Source organism: Pseudomonas sp. B21-017, assembly GCF_024749245.1.
Taxonomy (GTDB): Bacteria; Pseudomonadota; Gammaproteobacteria; order Pseudomonadales; family Pseudomonadaceae; genus Aquipseudomonas.
The window spans coordinates 3,356,220-3,372,840 of sequence record NZ_CP087194.1; the positions used below are offsets into that span (position 1 = coordinate 3,356,220).

Genomic DNA, 16,621 nt, shown 5'->3' on the forward strand with positions numbered 1-16,621 from the left:
TATGGAGACTCACAGTCTGATTGAAATGCTCATTTACTTGGGCTCAGCTGCCTTGATAGTCCCAATCGCCGTTCGGTTAGGCCTTGGCCCGGTTCTGGGCTACCTGTTGGCCGGCTGCCTGATCGGCCCGTGGGGCCTGAAGCTGGTAACGGATGTGGAGTCCATCCTGCACTTTGCTGAAATCGGCGTAGTTTTGATGTTGTTTATCATTGGTCTCGAACTTGATCCCAAACGTCTTTGGGCCATGCGCCGAATGGTTTTCGGTGGAGGCGCATTACAGATGCTGGCCTGCGGTGTTGCAATTGCCGTGTTTTGCGCCGCACTTGGCTTGAACTGGACAGCAGCACTGTTGGTGGGATTGACGCTGAGCCTGTCGTCGACCGCCATAGCCATGCAGGCCATGAACGAGCGAAACATGACCGCAACTGCCGTGGGTCGCAGCAGCTTTGCCGTGCTGTTGTTCCAGGACATCGCGGCGATTCCGCTGGTCGCGATGATTCCATTGTTAGCCGCAAATGGTGGTACGCCTACCGGCGCGGAACTCGCGTTGTCCATCGCGAAAATCGTCGGTGCGATTGTCGCGGTGGTGCTCTTGGGTCAATACGTCTCCCGGCCCGTTCTGCGCTTTGTCGCGCGCTCGGGTTTGCGCGAAATCTTCAGCGCCGTCGCGCTGTTTCTGGTGTTTGGATTCGGGTTGTTGCTGGAAGAGGCAGGATTGTCGATGGCGATGGGAGCATTTCTCGCCGGCGTTCTGTTAGCCAGCTCGGAATACCGGCACGCGCTGGAAAGTGACATCGAGCCATTCAAGGGGCTGCTGCTCGGTTTGTTCTTTATCGGCGTCGGCATGTCGATCGACTTCGGTACCCTGATCAATGCGCCACTGAAAGTCTTTACGTTGACCGTGGGTTTTATCCTGATCAAGCTGCTGGTGATCAAACTCCTTGGCCGCTTCCTGAGTGTCCCTACTGAACAGCGCTCCTGGCAGGCGGTGTTTCTCGGTCAGGGCAGTGAGTTCGCCTTCGTCGTATTTGGCGCAGCAACGGTTGCCGGCATCCTGGTCGACCCTTGGGGTAAAAGCCTGACCTTGGCGGTAGCACTGTCCATGTGCGTCACACCTCTGCTGATCCTAGTGCTCAATCGCTTGGAGTCCGCAAATAAACAGGGCAACCAGGAGGCTGACACCATCGACCAGCGCAATCCTCGGGTAATCATCGCCGGCTTTGGTCGATTCGGCCAAATCGCGGGCCGTCTCTTAATGTCCTGTGGCTTTGAAGTAGTGGTGCTGGATCATGATCCCGATCATATCGAGACGTTGCGCAAGTTTGGGGTCAAGGTGTTCTACGGCGACGCGACCCGTCTTGATTTGCTGCACGCCGCCGGTGCTGCTCAAGCAGTGGTGCTGATCAACGCCATCGACAATCAGGGAGACAACCTGGCACTGACTCGGCTGGCCCAAGAGCATTTTCCCTCCCTGAAGCTGGTGGTGCGCGCTCGCGACATGGGGCACATCATTACCCTACGCCAGATGGGCATAGAGGCAGTCGAGCGGGAAACTTTTGAGAGCGCCTTGTCCCTTGGACGCAAAGCGCTGGAACAACTGGGCGTCGGGCGCTACGAGGCCCGTGAACGCGCGGATAGATTCCGCCGTCTGAACCAGGAAATGCTTGAAGAAATGGCCGCGCAGCCCGAGGACGACACTGAGTTCAAGTACGACGCATACAAGCGGGCCAACGCCCTTCTGACGGAAATTTTCAACGAAGACCGTGCTCATCCAATCAATAATTGGCCTGAACATGATAGAAGCAGCCAAGAGGAAACACGAAGCTAAACTATCCTCATGATCGGGGCGCCTGAAAGACCAAAAATGATGATTTGCGTACTAAAGAGCGCGTAAACCGTGAGGCAACAACTGCGTAATCTCACTGGTTGGCTTCGTCGGAAGGCGTTTAATGAAGAACTTCAGGTAAGCGGTAATCGCCCGGGCAATACACCTTTGTCCCACCTTCGATCAAAGCGGCGGTGTCCACTTAACCTAAATTAGGTGGACTCCATTTTTAACCTATTAAAGTGGATGCGTACACACTTAGATAGCAGTCGTTAGGTAGCCACCATCCACAGGGAGAACGACTCCATTTATAAACGATGCGGCATCAGAAGCCAGGAAAGCAATTGCCTTGGCAACTTCTTCGGCAGTGCCAAACCGCTTCATTGGAGTTCGAGACAGCAATCTAGCTCTCTTGGCCTCGTCATCGATTTTTTCTAATAAGGGGGTTGCAATCCAGCCCGGAGCAACCGCGTTTACACGAATATTATCAGGTGCGTAGGCCTCCGCGAGAGACTTGGTAAGCTGAACAATCCCCCCTTTTGCTGCCGCATATGCGACAAGCTTGCCACCGCCGAAAAATGAGAACATTGAAGCAATGTTGATAATGGATCCGCCTTGCTTTGCCAACAAGGGGTATGACAGGTTAATGAGCCTATAAACGGCTTGCAGTTGTACTGATAGCACTTGGTTAAAAGCCTCCCACTCGACTTCTCTCTCTCCCAGGGTGCCTCCAGCTGCTGGCACCAGAATATCGAGGCGATCAAGGCTCTCAATGACTTTTTTGAGCGCCGCATCGTCAGTGACGTTGACTTCTCGAAGATCGAGGTCAACCCCAGGCGTGACGTTTGTTTCATCCGCGCCGAGACCTATAGCAACGACCTGAGCGCCGTGACGAGCGAAAAATTCAGCCGTTGACTGCCCAATACCCGAGGTACCGCCGCTGACGAGTACAACTTTTCCTTTAAATAAATCGCTGATATAGGTAGTCATTACAACCTCAAGGAGTTAGTTTCATGGTGAAAACAACTGTTGAATCCCAAGAAAGAACCGCTGCAATAAGCAAGAAGCATTGAGTTAAAAATATTTCAAAGCCCAAGCATTGAGCCCACATCAAGCATGACTTGGAGGCCAACAACGAAGCCATTGCTGCTCAGTTCTCTGACCCCAGGGTTATAGTAATTGTCAGGGTTAATCAGGTATTGAATGCTCGGCTCGACCGCCAGGTTATGGCTCAACGCAAAATGGCCATTAGCTTCCAGTGCGTAGATATTCTTATCGCCCAAGCGAGGATCGCCAAAGTTGGTGATACGTTCTCGCTGCTGGAACTCCAACTGGTGAGGATTGACCCGCATATAGCTGGTTTTGAAATTCAGCTTGTCTTGCGGTCGATCGAAAGGCGCGAGGTAGGTTAATCCACCTTCTGCGAAATAACTGAAGGGTTGCTTGCTGTCCGCAGCCGCCGAAACTGAACCGAACATTTGTAGGCCCTGTCCATCAGCGCGCCATAAGGTTTGCCGGAACTTGAAGAAGGCACCAGCAGTGCCATGGTCGCTAGTGCCGGTTAATGGATCTATCTGTTTTGAAGAGTTGAAGTAAGCATTGAGTTCGTATTGCGTGTTGTCGTCGCTAGGCTTACTGCCTATTCCCACCAAAAAGCTGGTACCACTGGCGTCATCGGTGCTGAAGTCCAAGCCTTTTCGCTTTTTCAAATAGTCCACAGGATTAGATTCAAACGCACCGGCGTGTACATATAGACTGGGATTCACTTGATACTTTAGGTAACCACCCCACGCACCAAAGGGAGGTGGCAGCATACCGGTGGAAGCGTCTAGGATTGGGTCAGTGCAGGTAACCACGGTTTCACAATTATAGATGTAAAAGTAGCGTCGGGCATTGGTTCGCCCGATATGCAAGTCGAGCTGTCCATCGAGCCATTTTTGCTCGAAGGTCATAAGACTCAACTGGTTGGCGGCGATGTCATTGTGAAGAGGGGCGCCAGCAAAGTAGGTGCCTGCTGCGCCCTGCCAGTTATGCGAAGTAGGCTGCCCGGTGCCATTGTCGAGAATGAACAATGTTTCTTCAAAATGAAACGCCGCGCCATCTAGGCCTGCCAAGGTCGCGAGGTCGACATCGGCACCTAGGTATAAGTCGCCACTGTTGCCAAAGCTATTGTGCCTGGGGCCAGTATCGAGATTCTTCATAGACAAGCTCGTGAATTGCACATGGGGCTGAATGCCATAATTGGACATTTTCTCGCCAAGCTCTACTAGAGGGCCTTCATTGTTTTGCGCCCAAGCTTGGGGAAACACAAATGCGGTTACCAGAAAAACGCCAAAACGTATTAGATAGCTCATGGTCAATACTCTTTTTTATTTTTGTAATGAGTAACTATGTCAATACTTCACTATCGACAGGACGTGGCAGGTAAAAGCGCCAATAACGCTTCCACCGTCCAAGTTTGTATATAGTTCGTTTACGTGTTCCAGCGCTTCACAGTGAAGATATTGCATCAAGTTCAGGCGCACGCTAGATAGCGCTGATCAACACTTTACTAATTCGGCCTACTGCCATGCTCTTCGGCAGCAGCTGTGCAACATGTCAGGAACAATGTCACAGATAGCTTCCCTCAATAGCATGAGTTGATGACGGCTGACGCTGGAGTACGGAGGGAGCAGTCTCCTTAAGAAACAGCGACAAGAGCGCTGCCAGCACCGCACCACTACTGGATATCCACATCACTATGGACAAGCCAAAACGGTCTGCGGCGAAACCAGCTACGGTCGGTGCTACAAAGCCGCCGATTAGCTCACCCACCCCCATGATCATGCCCAGAGCCGTGGCCATCACTTCCCTAGGCACGGTTTCCGCCGGAATGGTCGACATAAAAAGTGTGAAACAGCCCAGTCCGGTAAAGGTCAGCACCATCAGTATCCCGAGAATTAGCGGTGACGGAGCAAACAGCAGCGCCATCGGGCAACACGCCGAAATTAGAGAGAAAATCACCAACGTGGGACGTCGACCGATTCGGTCAGAAATAGCGGGCACCACAAATCCCCAGAGCACCCATGCTGCGCCCAGACAGCTCATGATCGCGCTCATACTGGGCGGGGTGTATCCGCGATCAGTCACTAGGAAAGTCGGAGTAAAGGAGATAAGGATGACGAACCAAGTCAGAAACACGCAACTGATCAAGGTGCATAGCACAATGTTTCGGCTTTTTAGCAAGGCCAAGCGGTTTCCGGGTTCCTTATCTCGAATGATTGGCGTAGGGCGTGGATCATCTCGCCGGACGTATCGCCATAAGAGCCAAGCTATCAACAGGCCCGGCAGCAAGGAAACTATGAATGCGTGTCGCCACCCATATGCCTCAGCTAGGTGTATTAATACTGGAGGCCCGACCACCGCACCAAGCAAGCCAGCCGCCGACCCCTGCAACAACCCCATATTGAGACCGCGTCGATGAGATGATGAGGCCTCCACCATCATCGACTGGGACAACGGCAATATTGGCCCCTCGGCCAAACCCATGATCCCACGAAACAGGAGCAAACTAAGAAACCCTGTGACCAGCCCAGAAAGCGCCGAACACAAGGAAAACAAGATCACTGCAATTACTAGGAGTGGCTTCCTCACCCCTTTGCGGTCTGACCAAGCTCCCACCAGCGCTCCTGATAGCGCCCAAGCGAGAGCTAATACAGAAGACAGCATGCCCAGATGACTGTTGCTTAAATTCAGCTCGGCAGACATGTATGGAAACAGAAAGGACAGCGCCAAACGATCAAAAAACACAAAGCCAAAAGTCAGAAATAGAACACATAGCAAAGTGTTTTCGTAACCGGCTTTATTATTGTCAGCCATAGTTATTCTCCGAAGAGCGAGTTAGCGAAATAGGCGATCCACAGCGTCAGCGCCCAAGCCAACCTTTTCATAGTGCTCACGGCACAAGGCAATGTAAGAGTGCACATCGAAGTAACCAGTGGACTCGCCCTGCTCGTCTAACCAGATCAGTGGCCCTTTGACAATGAAAAACACACGCATAGGCTCTTCGTGGTCATACGCGACCAAAGTGTGACCTTCGCCCGGTGTTTCATAAACAAAGTCTCCTGCGGTCGCCGTCCAATCGTGCTCCAGATAGCCCCATTTGCCGGAGAGGGTGTAAGCGAAAACCTCATGAGGGTGATAGTGCCTATTGACCAGACCAGCGCAGCTGGACATCAAAATATCGCACCAGCGGTTTTCACTTGGGGAAATCCACAAAGGTCGTGAAGAAACGGTTTCAGTGAAAGGCACGTAGAGTCGCAAGTCATCGCTGGCCGCATTGGGAAGATAAACCTCAGGTTTAGCGTCAGGCATTAAGCAATTTGCAATAGGCTGCAGGTCTTTCCAAAATTCGGTGCTGGCTAATTCGGGCATGGTCGGCCTCTGATTGTTGGGAGAGTGCGACCACTTTAAGGCGAGAAATTCAGATCGGTTTGACCACAACTGACATCATTGTTGCCTGAATCGGACGGAGGCTTTTGGGGCTGGCAGAACAATCGATTTGGCCCGGCGAGTCAGTTGACATGGGCTATTGCCCAGAGGTTAATTGGGCCTCTGAAAGCCTCGTGATTTGCCTTGCTTGCCTGAGCGCTTTCAAAAACAACGAGAATAATAAAAATGAAGACAGGCACCCTGCTCGACACCCGACGGGCGACTACCGATTGCGTCCCCCTTGACCAGCGCCTGGCCTTCTGGGAGCAGTACAACGCATCTACCTTGGTGGGCCTCAAATGCTCGTCCTATAGCGAGACAGGATTCGCCGCTAGCGAGGATAATCTGAGCCTGGAAAGCATGCGGGTAGCTCATATCGTCGCCAACGAACACGTTATTGAACGTGACGGCTCGATGATTCGTGCGGTGCCCAAGGCGTCCGTTTTCGTGTCTCTTGTCACAGGAAGTGCTTCGTTTTTCTTTCAGAACGGCAACTGCCATTTACTGGAGCCTGGAGAACTGATGGTGTATCGCACAGACAAACCCTACCTGTTTGGGTTTTCCGGCTCCATGCGCAAGTTCATATTCGACATTCCCCAGGAAGTTTTTGCCAGTCATTGCTTGAGCCGTTTCGAAACTGCACTGAAAATCAGCGCTCACACCGGCACGCAACGCTTGCTGATGCGCACACTCGCGGAGCGCACCCGAGGTTTTTTCGAGCAGCCACTTAGCCAGGACGCAGATAATTATCAAGACGATGCATTAGAGTTGCTGGGCAACATAATTGCGGGCCAGGTCAGCCAGCGTCGAATAAATGCGCTAGGTGCCTCCTATTTGTTAGCTGCCAAGCAATACATCATGGAACAATTGGCGGATCCGACTTTAAGTTGTGAGCGAATTGCTGCTGAAACCGGCGTCTCTACACGACATCTTGCACGACTGTTTGCTCAGGAAGAGACTCAGCCACATCGCTTCATTTTGGAGAAGCGCCTGCAGCGAGCTTTCCGCCTGCTGAATAGTGAACAAGGAAGGGGGCTAGACATTTGTGAGGTTGCCTACCGTCAAGGTTTTACCAGTCAAGCCCACTTTGCTAGGGCCTTCAAGTCGCGCTATGGACAAACACCTTCCGAGGTTCGAGCGATGGCCTCAGGAAAAACTTGAGGATGCGTCATGCCTTCAGCATTTCACGTCCAATTCGGCAAGGAGCTCGGTCAACGTGGCTGACAGTTGCTGGTCTCGGCGCTTGTAATACGTCCACTTACCTACTTTAGTCGCCACAACGAGGCCTTGATCACTGAGAGCCTTCAAGCAAAGCGAAGTGGCCGGCTGAGATAGCCCGGCCTTTTCCTGAATGAGACTGGCACAGACACCATAGACGTCGAAGGCGTATATCTGCGTCTGGTCGTGGAACGCCGTAAAAGGGTCTTTCAGCCACGCCAATACCTTCCTGCGCACTGGACTGGAGAGTATTTTCAGAGTCTCATTCAAATCCGGCATTTGGGTTGGTTCCTACGCACGCAGAGTATCCCTGCTACAAGCGGACTATCTTAAGCGTTGCAGAATGGATAGTCGATGTAACCTTCCTCTCCTCCGCCATAGAGCGTATCTGGGTTAACCGGATTCAGTTCGAGCCCGTTCCTGAGGCGATGAGGGAGGTCTGGATTTGCAATGAAGGTGCGGCCAAATCCGAACAAGTCTCCGTAACCTTTGGCGAGAATCTCTTTTGCTTTCGCTTCTGTATAGCGGCCGGAATACATGATCGGCGCAGAATATACTTGGCGCAGCGCCTCGCGAAATGAAGCTGGCAAGTCAGGGGCATTCTCCCAGTCAGCCTCGGCAATCGACAGGTAGCCCACCCCTAGTTCCTCAAGAATCTTGGCTGCCTCAATGTATGTATGCTGAGGATCCCGCTCCACGAGGCCTAAGTAGACACGCTCCTCTTCTGTCGTTTCGAACAACGGAGCGAACCGCACCCCTACCCGGTCACCTCCGAAGACGCTTATCACCGCTTCGCAGATCTCACGGAGGAACCTGAGACGGTTATCCAGCGAGCCACCGTATTCATCAGTTCGGCGGTTGGTGTGCTCGGAAATGAACTGATTAACCAGGTAACCGTTGGCGCAATGAAGTTCAACACCGTCGAAACCAGCTTTTTTAGCGTTCAATGCTGCCGCGTGATAAAGATCGACCAGCTCTTTGACTTGATCGGTCGTCAACTCGACAGGCTCGCTAGGTTCAGCAAGTGCACCTGCTTGCGGGCCGGTTTCGATAAAGACTTTCACAGCCGTGGCACGAATAGCGGATGGCGCGATCGGGGGGCGGTTATCGGGTTGGAGACTGGTGTGTGAGACCCGGCCAACATGCCAAAGCTGGCAGAAAATAACCGATCCTTCTGCATGGACAGCATCGATGACTTTACGCCAGCCTTCTACTTGAGCATCGCTATGAATACCCGGAGTCCAAGCGTAGCCCTGCCCGCGAGGTTCAATCTGGGTTCCCTCTGTGACCATGAAGCCTGCAGTTGCCCGCTGCCGATAATAGGCGGCCATAAGGTCATTGGGGATATTACCCGGTTGAGAACTTCTGGATCGGGTCAGCGGCGGAAGGACGATCCGGTTTTTAAGCTTCAGATCGCCTAGGGCAAGAGGTTGGAACAGGCTAAGGTCAGTCATGATGACTCTAAGATAATGAGCGGAGAGAACACATTAACACATTCGAATGTTTAAATGTGTTAAGCTCCCTGGCCTCCTCGCTCTTCGTATTCATCCGGCGTGAAAGCCCCTGATTATTTCGGCTAGCCTCGCGCCCATAACAAGCGGATCTGCATTTTCCTAGAAGACCTCGTTGAGCTCAGTAACGATTGCCTTTTTCAACGCTCCAACCGATCGAGAGCCGCCCAGAACCAAACGTAACCGCCCTTCGTGAAAAATCGCCAAGGATGGCACTGAGCGGATGCCATACATTTGGGAAATCGTCGGCGAAACAGCCACATCAATCCTTCCGAAGTTGGCGCGAGAATACAGCTTGTCTGCCAGGTCGTGAAAGACCGGTTTCATTTCCTGGCAAGGCTTGCACCAAGACGCCGAAAAGAGCACGACGCTGCTGCCTTTTGCAACGAATCTGGCGAACTGTTCGGCTTTCAAGTCTACGATACGGTTCATTTGCACCTCACCCACAACGCCACTTCAAATCTAGAGATTGCAGCACCAACAGGTGCCGCAAAGTCTCTAGCATCAATTACATCCATCAATACCGCAGACTTGACCGCTGAACGACTCCTCCTCGCCCTTTGCTTCCAAATACATTTGATTCAGTGCTTGGAGAAAGTCTTCTGGACGCTGAGCACCCGCCATGGAAAATGCATTATTGAACACAAAAAACGGAACGCCTGAGCCGAATTGGGCCGCCGCGCGCTCGTCTTCCTGCATCTGAAGGCGCAGATCCGGGGATGACCACGCGAGTCGAATCGACTCATCAGATACCCCTACAGACTTCGCTATCGCCTCTAAACTTTTCCTGTCAAAGAGCGATTTACCCTGGGTGGTACTTTGCTCATAGAGTGCTTCCACCAGGTTCTTCTTCACTGCTACATCTTCGACTGCTTTGACCAATACGTGCGCGTCCGCAGTGTCACCAAACAGCATGGTTTCGAAACGGTAATCAAGCCCCGAAGATTGGCCATATTGCTTAACCGTACTCATCATGGTTACAGCAGCGGTTGGACTACCCAATTTACGCTTGAGGGCTCCTACCATAGGCTCAGCAACATGGTTCGGGGCAAGACGGTAAGCTCTAACGTTGACTTGAACGCTGTCCTTGTGAGGAAAGTTTTCAAGCGCTTTTTCAAAACGACGCTTAGCGACCCAGCACCAAGGACAGACGTAATCAGACCAAATATCTATTACGAATTTCTTCGAAACACTGCTCATAAATCACTCTGTATTAAAGGAAATAAAAGAAGTCGTCGCTATTTGGGGAAGACTAAAAGCGACTGTTAATAACTCTGTTGATGCTCACTGGTATGTCTGATCTCATGAGCAGCCATTGCGGCTGATCGCTCCACCGATTCGAGCAAGCAGTCGAACCCAGCTAAGGGATCTGCCGATCTGCCCAATGTCCAATCAATGAGACTCGCCCCCTCTAATGCGCTCAACAGCATGAATGCATAGGCTTGAGCGGGCCTGGCCAGCAACCAGCCTTTCTGAATAGCTGCCTCACTGATGGTTCTCTGGAGCCAGTCAAGTTGCGTCTCGAAAAAGACTCGAGTCAGCACTTGAAGCGATAAAGGTAGCGCTGCCATTTCTGCCGCCAGTGCGCCACACAAAGGTAGAAGCCCATCATTCGCACTGACGACAAACAGACGAGAAAAAGCTCGAAGCCGCATCAAAGGATCCTTATCAGTGTCTTCAATTGACCTAATCGTCGCTTCGAAGCGATTGATTGAGTCTTTGATCAACTCCTGACCGAGACACTCTTTGGTCGGGAAGTGATGATGAATGCTGGCTTTTCTAATACCAATCGTTGCGGCTAGATCAGCGTAACTAAATGCTGAGTAGCCCTTAGACCTCATCTGGTCTTCCGCGACTTTTAACAGCGCTGCTCTTGTCGAAACAGACATTGAAAACTCCTGCGGCTAGGGCTCAGCCGCCCTACACCAAAAGCTGGCAAGCTGCTGCCAACTGGGCCAGTCAAATGGCCTTTGATTAACGTTCGAGCCATTGCACCTCCCAGCACTCTTGGTGATGGAATGGAAGTCGACTTAGGCGACTTCCATCAGACAGCGTTAGCTGAAATCAGGCACGAACGGCCATGATTCCCGCATCCACGTCCCAGATAGCACCGGTCACCCAGGATGTCTTGTCCGACAGCAGGAACACGATGGTGTTGGCCACATCCTCAGGAACACCAACTCGACCCAATGGGTGGAAATCGTTCAGCGACTTCATCGCTTCTGGGATCGCCTCTTTGTCCATGAAACCTTCATAAATCGAGGTGTGAACGATCCCTGGCGAAACTGCGTTGACGCGGATACCCGAGTGAGCCAATTCAATTGCCAGGTTGCGTGTCAGCGCATGCAGACCTGCCTTCGCCATGGAGTACGCAGAGGCCGGCGAACCTGCCAAAGCGGCCTGTGCACCGATGGAACCGACGTTGACAATTGACCCTTCGCGCTTGGCGGCGAGCATGTTCTTGACTACTGCCTGGGTGATGAAGAACGTTGCACGGTTGAGAGACAGGTACATGTCGTACTCAGCTTCGTCGTGCTCGGTGAAGGCTTTGGGAATGAATATGCCAGCAGAGTTCACCATCAGGCTGATATCGCTATGCTTGGCATTGATTTCGTTGCGAACGAAATTCATGCCTTCTTCAGTCATGAGGTTTGCGACTATCACAGAAACCGGGCCAAACGCGCTCAACTCGTTACGGACGGCGTCTGCCTTGTCTTGCTTGCTGCCTGTCAACACCACGCTGCCACCGGCTTTCAGCACCATGCGAGCAGTTTCCAGACCCATACCACTGGTACCACCTACAACAAGCAGTTTCTTACCTTTGAAAAAATCGTTCATTTCATACTCCAGCTAACCAAGTTATCGAAAATTGCAGCGCCAGAGTTCATTCGTCTGCTGGCGCTCTTAGGGTTCAGAGAATCAACCCCCTTGAAAATCAGTCCTCACGAACCTCGAGAGTCGGCTTCATACGGATAGCTTTCGAGAAGTTGGCGTAGTTAACCGAAGTCTTAATTACATTTTTATGCAACTCTTCCACGCGCTCACGAGGTGCGTCGGTGTGCAGGCGAATCACGACGCTCACTTCGTCGTACCCTGGGTTGACGCTCTCGTCGAGGCCCAAGAAACCACGCAGGTCGAGGGTACCGTCCGTCTCAATTTCCAGACTGTGGATCTTGATACCCATCATGGCGGCGTTGGCTGCATAGCCGACCGACATGCAAGCGTTGAGAGCGGCCATTAGCAGCTCTTGAGGGTTAGGCGCACTGTTCTGGCCCAGCAACTCATTTGGCTCATCGGCGACGATTTCGAAATCACGCGAATAGGTCTCACCGGCGAGGCTGTAGCGACTGACTTTCGCCACAGAGCGCGTCTGGCCTTTCCACTGAGTCTTAACGTTAAAGCTGGCGTGGCGCTTGCCCGCATCCTCAGCAACACCTTGGGCAAACTGCTGCAGGGCGGCTACGTCAATACCGTTCAGGTTATTTGTCATTTGGTAAGTCCTCTGTGCAACGCATTTTTGCGCGTGGGTTGATGTTCGACGGAAGAACTCTACCAACTGGTAGGGAGGAATGCAATAGAATTTTTTGAAATTGCTTGATGCGCGAAACCCAGCAAGGAGTAATCTACTCACAAGCCCGGTAAACATAGCCCAAAGCTAAGCACCGTCTATCCGAACGGACAGACGGCAAAACGCCTACGAGTAGGATGGCTTAAAGCAAAGAAGCTATTACCCTCTAAATCTTTACCAGGCTTAAAAAATTAATTGAAAAGGTATCAGGGAGAGTAGTCATGAACCGTAAAATAGCTTCAGGTCTTTTTTTATCAGCAATTGGAATATACATCGCTGTGCCTCAAACGTCGTTACGTACAGAGGCGCAAGAACTACCTACCGCAAGTTCTGTATCAGCTGTTGATAACCAATCCAAATCTACCGCTACTGCGTCTGATGGTGCTGATCATGTCGGCGCCGGCGCATTAGCACGAAGTGGCGCTGAGCATGGCACGGGCCAGGTGGCTGCTGACGGTGCCGATCATGTCGGAGCCAAAGGTGTCGCCGCTGATGGCGCCGATCACCTCGGGGCCAAAGGTGTCGCCGCTGACGGTGCCGATCACGTCGGGGCCAAAGGTGTCGCCGCTGACGGTGCCGATCATGTCGGAGCCAAAGGTGTCGCCGCTGATGGCGCCGATCACGTCGGGGCCAAAGGTGTCGCCGCTGACGGTGCTGATCATGTCGGAGCCAAAGGTGTCGCCGCTGACGGTGCCGATCATGTCGGGGCGAAAGGCTTGGCCGCTGACGGTGCCGATCACGTCGGGGCCAAAGGTGTCGCCGCTGACGGTGCTGATCATGTCGGGGCCAAAGGTGTCGCCGCTGACGGTGCTGATCATGTCGGGGCCAAAGGTGTCGCCGCTGATGGCGCCGATCATGTCGGAGCAAAAGGTCTAGCCGCTGACGGTGCCGATCATGTCGGAGCAAAAGGTCTGGCCGCTGACGGTGCCGATCACGTCGGGGCGAAAGGTCTGGCTGCAGACGGTGCCGATCACGTCGGGGCAAAAGGTGTCGCCGCTGATGGTGCCGATCATGTCGGAGCAAAAGGCCTGGCCGCTGAAAGCTCGGATCGCGTGGGTAAAAATCAAGTGGCTTCCAAAGAAACTAAGATTCGGGTCGGTGGTATTGGCTCCGATGCGGTGGCTTCACTTAGGTAGTTGGTCAATCTATAGGAGTAGTAGTGAATCCTATGGATCTATATCTCTAAAGGTCGCGGTGGAAATGGCAGTTAGCTGCCATCTCCTCCGCAGATCCGTGCGGAACTATCGCATACGGCTCCTCGCCTTAGTGACGCGAAGCGTTCCCCTGAGTAAGGATGTGCACTTCTGGTTTTGGGGGCTTTCTTGCCTACAAGGGCGGCATGCCGGAGACCGAAACCGCCAAGACGTATCCGGTTTTCGTCGGCGCGTGACAGTTGAAATACTCCCCCCTCTCACCTGCGATGCTGTACAACGGAAAATTCGATCAGCTTTGCCGTCGAAGCATTAAAGGGAGAATCAATCTTGGCTAGTGCGGTACTCATTGCACCGGAAGATGCTGCGCCTGCCATTGCGCTAACCCACTAAACTGTCGTCCGCGTAAAATGCCCCCCCACGGAAGAGCGGCAATATAGATCAAATCCTAAGCACAAGTTACGAAACGATAATATTTTGCAAAATCAAATTAAACCCAGACTGATCAACGACCTTGTCGCTAAGTGCCCAGGAGACAAAACTGCTGCCTTCAAGCAAGCTCAAGATCGCTCTTGAAACCTCTTTCGGATTGAGATCTGCCTTAATAACTTTTTGGGATTGACCTATGACTAGATTACTTTCTAACCAAGAAATATGAATCTCAAAAAATTTCTTAGTCAACTCCTTAAGGCTTTCTGGCAGCGCAGACAACTCAGCTGCAAGCGCACCGCAAAGTGGCAACATGCCGTTATCCGAGCTATCGACAAAAAGCTCGGCAAATGCTTTTAGCCGACCTACTACATCATGACTCTCTTCGTTTATTGACTCTAGATTCTTGGAAAATCTAAATAGGTAACTCTCAATAACAGCAATTCCGAGCCCTTCCTTTGTAGGGAAGTGATGATGAATGCTCGCCTTTTTTATGCCAATTTCGTCAGCCAGATCGGCATAGCTAAATGCAGCGTAGCCTTTGGTGCGCAGCAATAACTCGGCGGTGGTTAAAAGGTCGGAACGCGTACTCATAAAGCTTACCTAGAGTTTTTAATGAATGCATATTAGCTGCCTTAAGGCAAGAGTTCAACTCTAGAGATGAGAGGACGCTGTAAAACGACCTCCCATCTCTATTAAGCTAGGCCCCTACGTGGCTAGGATCGCTTTTAATTTCTTCCGAACCTTTAGCTTTGGAACGGACGGCCTTCGACCAACCCAGCATCAGTGCACCAGCGACTAACGGTATAGAAAGAACGGTGTAAGTTCCGTTGGGATAATCGAACGCCAAGAGAACCAATACCACAAGCAAGAAAACAAGAGTTAGCCAAGAGGTGAACGGCGCTCCAGGCATTCTAAATGAGACCATTTCGACCTCACCTCTTTTTACAGCACGACGGTAATTTATTTGCGATAAAACAATGAATGCCCAAGTCGAAAGAATTCCCAGCGATACCAAGTTCAGTAAGAGCTCAAATAATTGCGCGGGGATCAAGAAATTCAGTACAACACCAAATACGTTAATCCCCATGGTGACCAAGATCCCCATATAGGGTACCCCTTGACTACTCATGCGTTTAAACATTTTCGGCGCTGACCCACCCATCGCAAGTGACCTCAACACGCGCCCAGTGGCGTATAAACCTGAATTGAGACTTGAGAGCGCCGCTGTCATTACAACAATGTTCATTACGGAGCCAACGCCAGGTACACCAAGTGCTTCAAAAAAAGTTACAAAAGGACTGACGTTAGCGCTATAGGCTGTCCAAGGGAGCACAGTAACAAGCAGGAATACGGAGCCCACGTAAAACAAACTTATTCTCCAGATCACCCCATTAATGGCTTTGGGAATAACTTTTCTTGCATCCGCCGTCTCGCCAGCAGCAGTCCCCACCAACTCTATGCTCGCATAAGCAAAGATGACGCCTTGCACGATGATGATTGCTGGCAAAAGCCCATGAGGAAATATCCCCCCGTTATCCGTGATCAAATGCAAGCCCGGAATATGTCCTGCCACCTCATGCCCAGTAGCAAAAAAGAACGACCCGATCACCAAAAAAATACTGATAGCGGCGACCTTTATCACAGCGAACCAGAACTCCATTTCACCAAACCATTTGACACCGACCATGTTCATCAATGTCACTACACCCAAAGCACTTAGCGCGAATACCCACTGAGGAACATCCGAAAACACACTCCAATACTTCATATAAATAGCAATGGCGGTTATATCAACAACACCTGTTAACGCCCAAACCACAAAATACATCCATCCTGCAACGAAAGAGGCACGTTCACCCATAAACTCCCTGGTGTAAGATACAAAACTTCCACTGCTTGGACGGTGCATCACTAGCTCACCCAGCGCCCTCAAAATGAAAAAGGCAAATATCCCACAAACCAAATAAATCACCGCAAGTGCAGGCCCCGCGATTTGCAGTCTGGCCCCTGCGCCCAGGAACAGACCTGTACCGATGGCTCCACCCAGCGCCATCATTTGTACATGACGTTTCTTTAAATGCTTTGAATATCCGCTTTCATGAGAATCAAGCCAGTTCGATCTATCTTTTAGTTCGCTGCCACACTGAACTGCTGAGAGAGATTGTATTTTTTGTTTTTTCATGTTTCACCCAAGCGATTAATTTGCAGTTTTTGTTCTTATCCCTTGCAAACTTAACTTTCTTCTTCCCATTCCAAACGGGAAGTGCGAGAGAAGCCTTGAGCTCCCATGTCGTCAAAGACACTAAACCTCTCCCGCTCAATGCCACAACACGCTCAGATCATCGCTTTTCGGTCGACCAGGTAGCGAAATCCCAAGACACAAAAAACCTACCATTCACATGGTAGCCATGCAAACTCTATTTTTTAACTATTTTTAATATCTTGT

At 51.5% G+C, this 16,621-nt stretch carries 17 protein-coding genes; 3 read left to right on the forward strand and 14 right to left on the reverse strand.

All coding sequences use genetic code 11. The features are described 5' to 3' along the window. Position 1 precedes the first annotated feature (1 nt). Entirely contained in the window at positions 2–1,828 is a 1,827-nt protein-coding gene (gene kefC / locus LOY28_RS15120; protein ID WP_258612033.1) for a glutathione-regulated potassium-efflux system protein KefC, read from the forward strand. Between the two features lie 255 nt (positions 1,829–2,083). Here the strand turns inward: kefC and LOY28_RS15125 are convergent, their stop codons facing one another. From LOY28_RS15125 to LOY28_RS15140, 4 genes are all read right to left on the reverse strand, one after another. After that, positions 2,084–2,815: an SDR family NAD(P)-dependent oxidoreductase gene (locus LOY28_RS15125; protein ID WP_258612034.1), complete on the reverse strand. Its 732-nt coding sequence runs from the start codon at positions 2,813–2,815 to the stop codon at positions 2,084–2,086. A 95-nt stretch (positions 2,816–2,910) separates the two neighbouring features. Then, positions 2,911–4,179: a carbohydrate porin gene (locus LOY28_RS15130; RefSeq protein ID WP_258612035.1), complete on the reverse strand. Its 1,269-nt coding sequence runs from the start codon at positions 4,177–4,179 to the stop codon at positions 2,911–2,913. A gap of 256 nt (positions 4,180–4,435) precedes the next feature. Next, positions 4,436–5,683, reverse strand: a complete 1,248-nt coding sequence (locus LOY28_RS15135) for an MFS transporter (RefSeq protein ID WP_258612036.1) — start codon at positions 5,681–5,683, stop codon at positions 4,436–4,438. A 21-nt stretch (positions 5,684–5,704) separates the two neighbouring features. Further along, positions 5,705–6,238 (reverse strand): 2,4'-dihydroxyacetophenone dioxygenase family protein, encoded by a 534-nt coding sequence (locus tag LOY28_RS15140; RefSeq protein WP_258612037.1) that lies wholly within the window; start codon positions 6,236–6,238, stop codon positions 5,705–5,707. A 243-nt stretch (positions 6,239–6,481) separates the two neighbouring features. Between LOY28_RS15140 and LOY28_RS15145 the strand changes: the two genes are divergently transcribed. Beyond that, positions 6,482–7,456, forward strand: coding sequence for a helix-turn-helix domain-containing protein (locus LOY28_RS15145; RefSeq protein WP_258612038.1), 975 nt, complete (start codon positions 6,482–6,484; stop codon positions 7,454–7,456). A 15-nt stretch (positions 7,457–7,471) separates the two neighbouring features. On the opposite strand, the gene LOY28_RS15150 is transcribed toward LOY28_RS15145, so the two are convergent. The 8 genes from LOY28_RS15150 to LOY28_RS30140 form a co-directional block, all read right to left on the reverse strand. Further along, positions 7,472–7,792: a helix-turn-helix transcriptional regulator gene (locus LOY28_RS15150; protein ID WP_258612039.1), complete on the reverse strand. Its 321-nt coding sequence runs from the start codon at positions 7,790–7,792 to the stop codon at positions 7,472–7,474. Positions 7,793–7,842: 50 nt separating this feature from the next. Next, the gene (locus LOY28_RS15155; protein WP_258612040.1) at positions 7,843–8,967 is read right to left on the reverse strand and encodes an alkene reductase; all 1,125 of its coding nucleotides are present in this window, start codon (positions 8,965–8,967) and stop codon (positions 7,843–7,845) included. Between the two features lie 159 nt (positions 8,968–9,126). Beyond that, positions 9,127–9,456: a co-chaperone YbbN gene (locus LOY28_RS15160; RefSeq protein WP_258612041.1), complete on the reverse strand. Its 330-nt coding sequence runs from the start codon at positions 9,454–9,456 to the stop codon at positions 9,127–9,129. A gap of 72 nt (positions 9,457–9,528) precedes the next feature. After that, positions 9,529–10,224, reverse strand: a complete 696-nt coding sequence (locus tag LOY28_RS15165) for a DsbA family oxidoreductase (protein WP_054597272.1) — start codon at positions 10,222–10,224, stop codon at positions 9,529–9,531. Between the two features lie 65 nt (positions 10,225–10,289). Then, positions 10,290–10,913: a TetR/AcrR family transcriptional regulator gene (locus LOY28_RS15170; RefSeq protein WP_019579172.1), complete on the reverse strand. Its 624-nt coding sequence runs from the start codon at positions 10,911–10,913 to the stop codon at positions 10,290–10,292. A 175-nt stretch (positions 10,914–11,088) separates the two neighbouring features. Beyond that, a complete protein-coding gene (locus LOY28_RS15175) occupies positions 11,089–11,862 on the reverse strand; it encodes an SDR family NAD(P)-dependent oxidoreductase (RefSeq protein WP_019579173.1) in 774 nt (257 codons plus the stop codon). A 97-nt stretch (positions 11,863–11,959) separates the two neighbouring features. Then, the gene (locus tag LOY28_RS15180; RefSeq protein WP_019579174.1) at positions 11,960–12,514 is read right to left on the reverse strand and encodes an OsmC family protein; all 555 of its coding nucleotides are present in this window, start codon (positions 12,512–12,514) and stop codon (positions 11,960–11,962) included. Between the two features lie 485 nt (positions 12,515–12,999). Continuing rightward, a complete protein-coding gene (locus LOY28_RS30140) occupies positions 13,000–13,332 on the reverse strand; it encodes a hypothetical protein (RefSeq protein WP_258612042.1) in 333 nt (110 codons plus the stop codon). On the opposite strand from LOY28_RS30140, the gene LOY28_RS15190 reads away from it, so the two are divergent. Continuing rightward, entirely contained in the window at positions 13,309–13,728 is a 420-nt protein-coding gene (locus LOY28_RS15190) for a hypothetical protein (protein ID WP_258612043.1), read from the forward strand. The two genes, LOY28_RS30140 and LOY28_RS15190, sit on opposite strands and share 24 nt — an antisense overlap. A gap of 474 nt (positions 13,729–14,202) precedes the next feature. Here the strand turns inward: LOY28_RS15190 and LOY28_RS15195 are convergent, their stop codons facing one another. Together LOY28_RS15195 and LOY28_RS15200 are read right to left on the reverse strand one after the other, a co-directional pair. Further along, a complete protein-coding gene (locus LOY28_RS15195; RefSeq protein WP_008022721.1) occupies positions 14,203–14,766 on the reverse strand; it encodes a TetR/AcrR family transcriptional regulator in 564 nt (187 codons plus the stop codon). 106 nt (positions 14,767–14,872) lie between these two features. Next, the gene (locus LOY28_RS15200; protein ID WP_258612044.1) at positions 14,873–16,357 is read right to left on the reverse strand and encodes an amino acid permease; all 1,485 of its coding nucleotides are present in this window, start codon (positions 16,355–16,357) and stop codon (positions 14,873–14,875) included. Positions 16,358–16,621 lie beyond the last annotated feature (264 nt).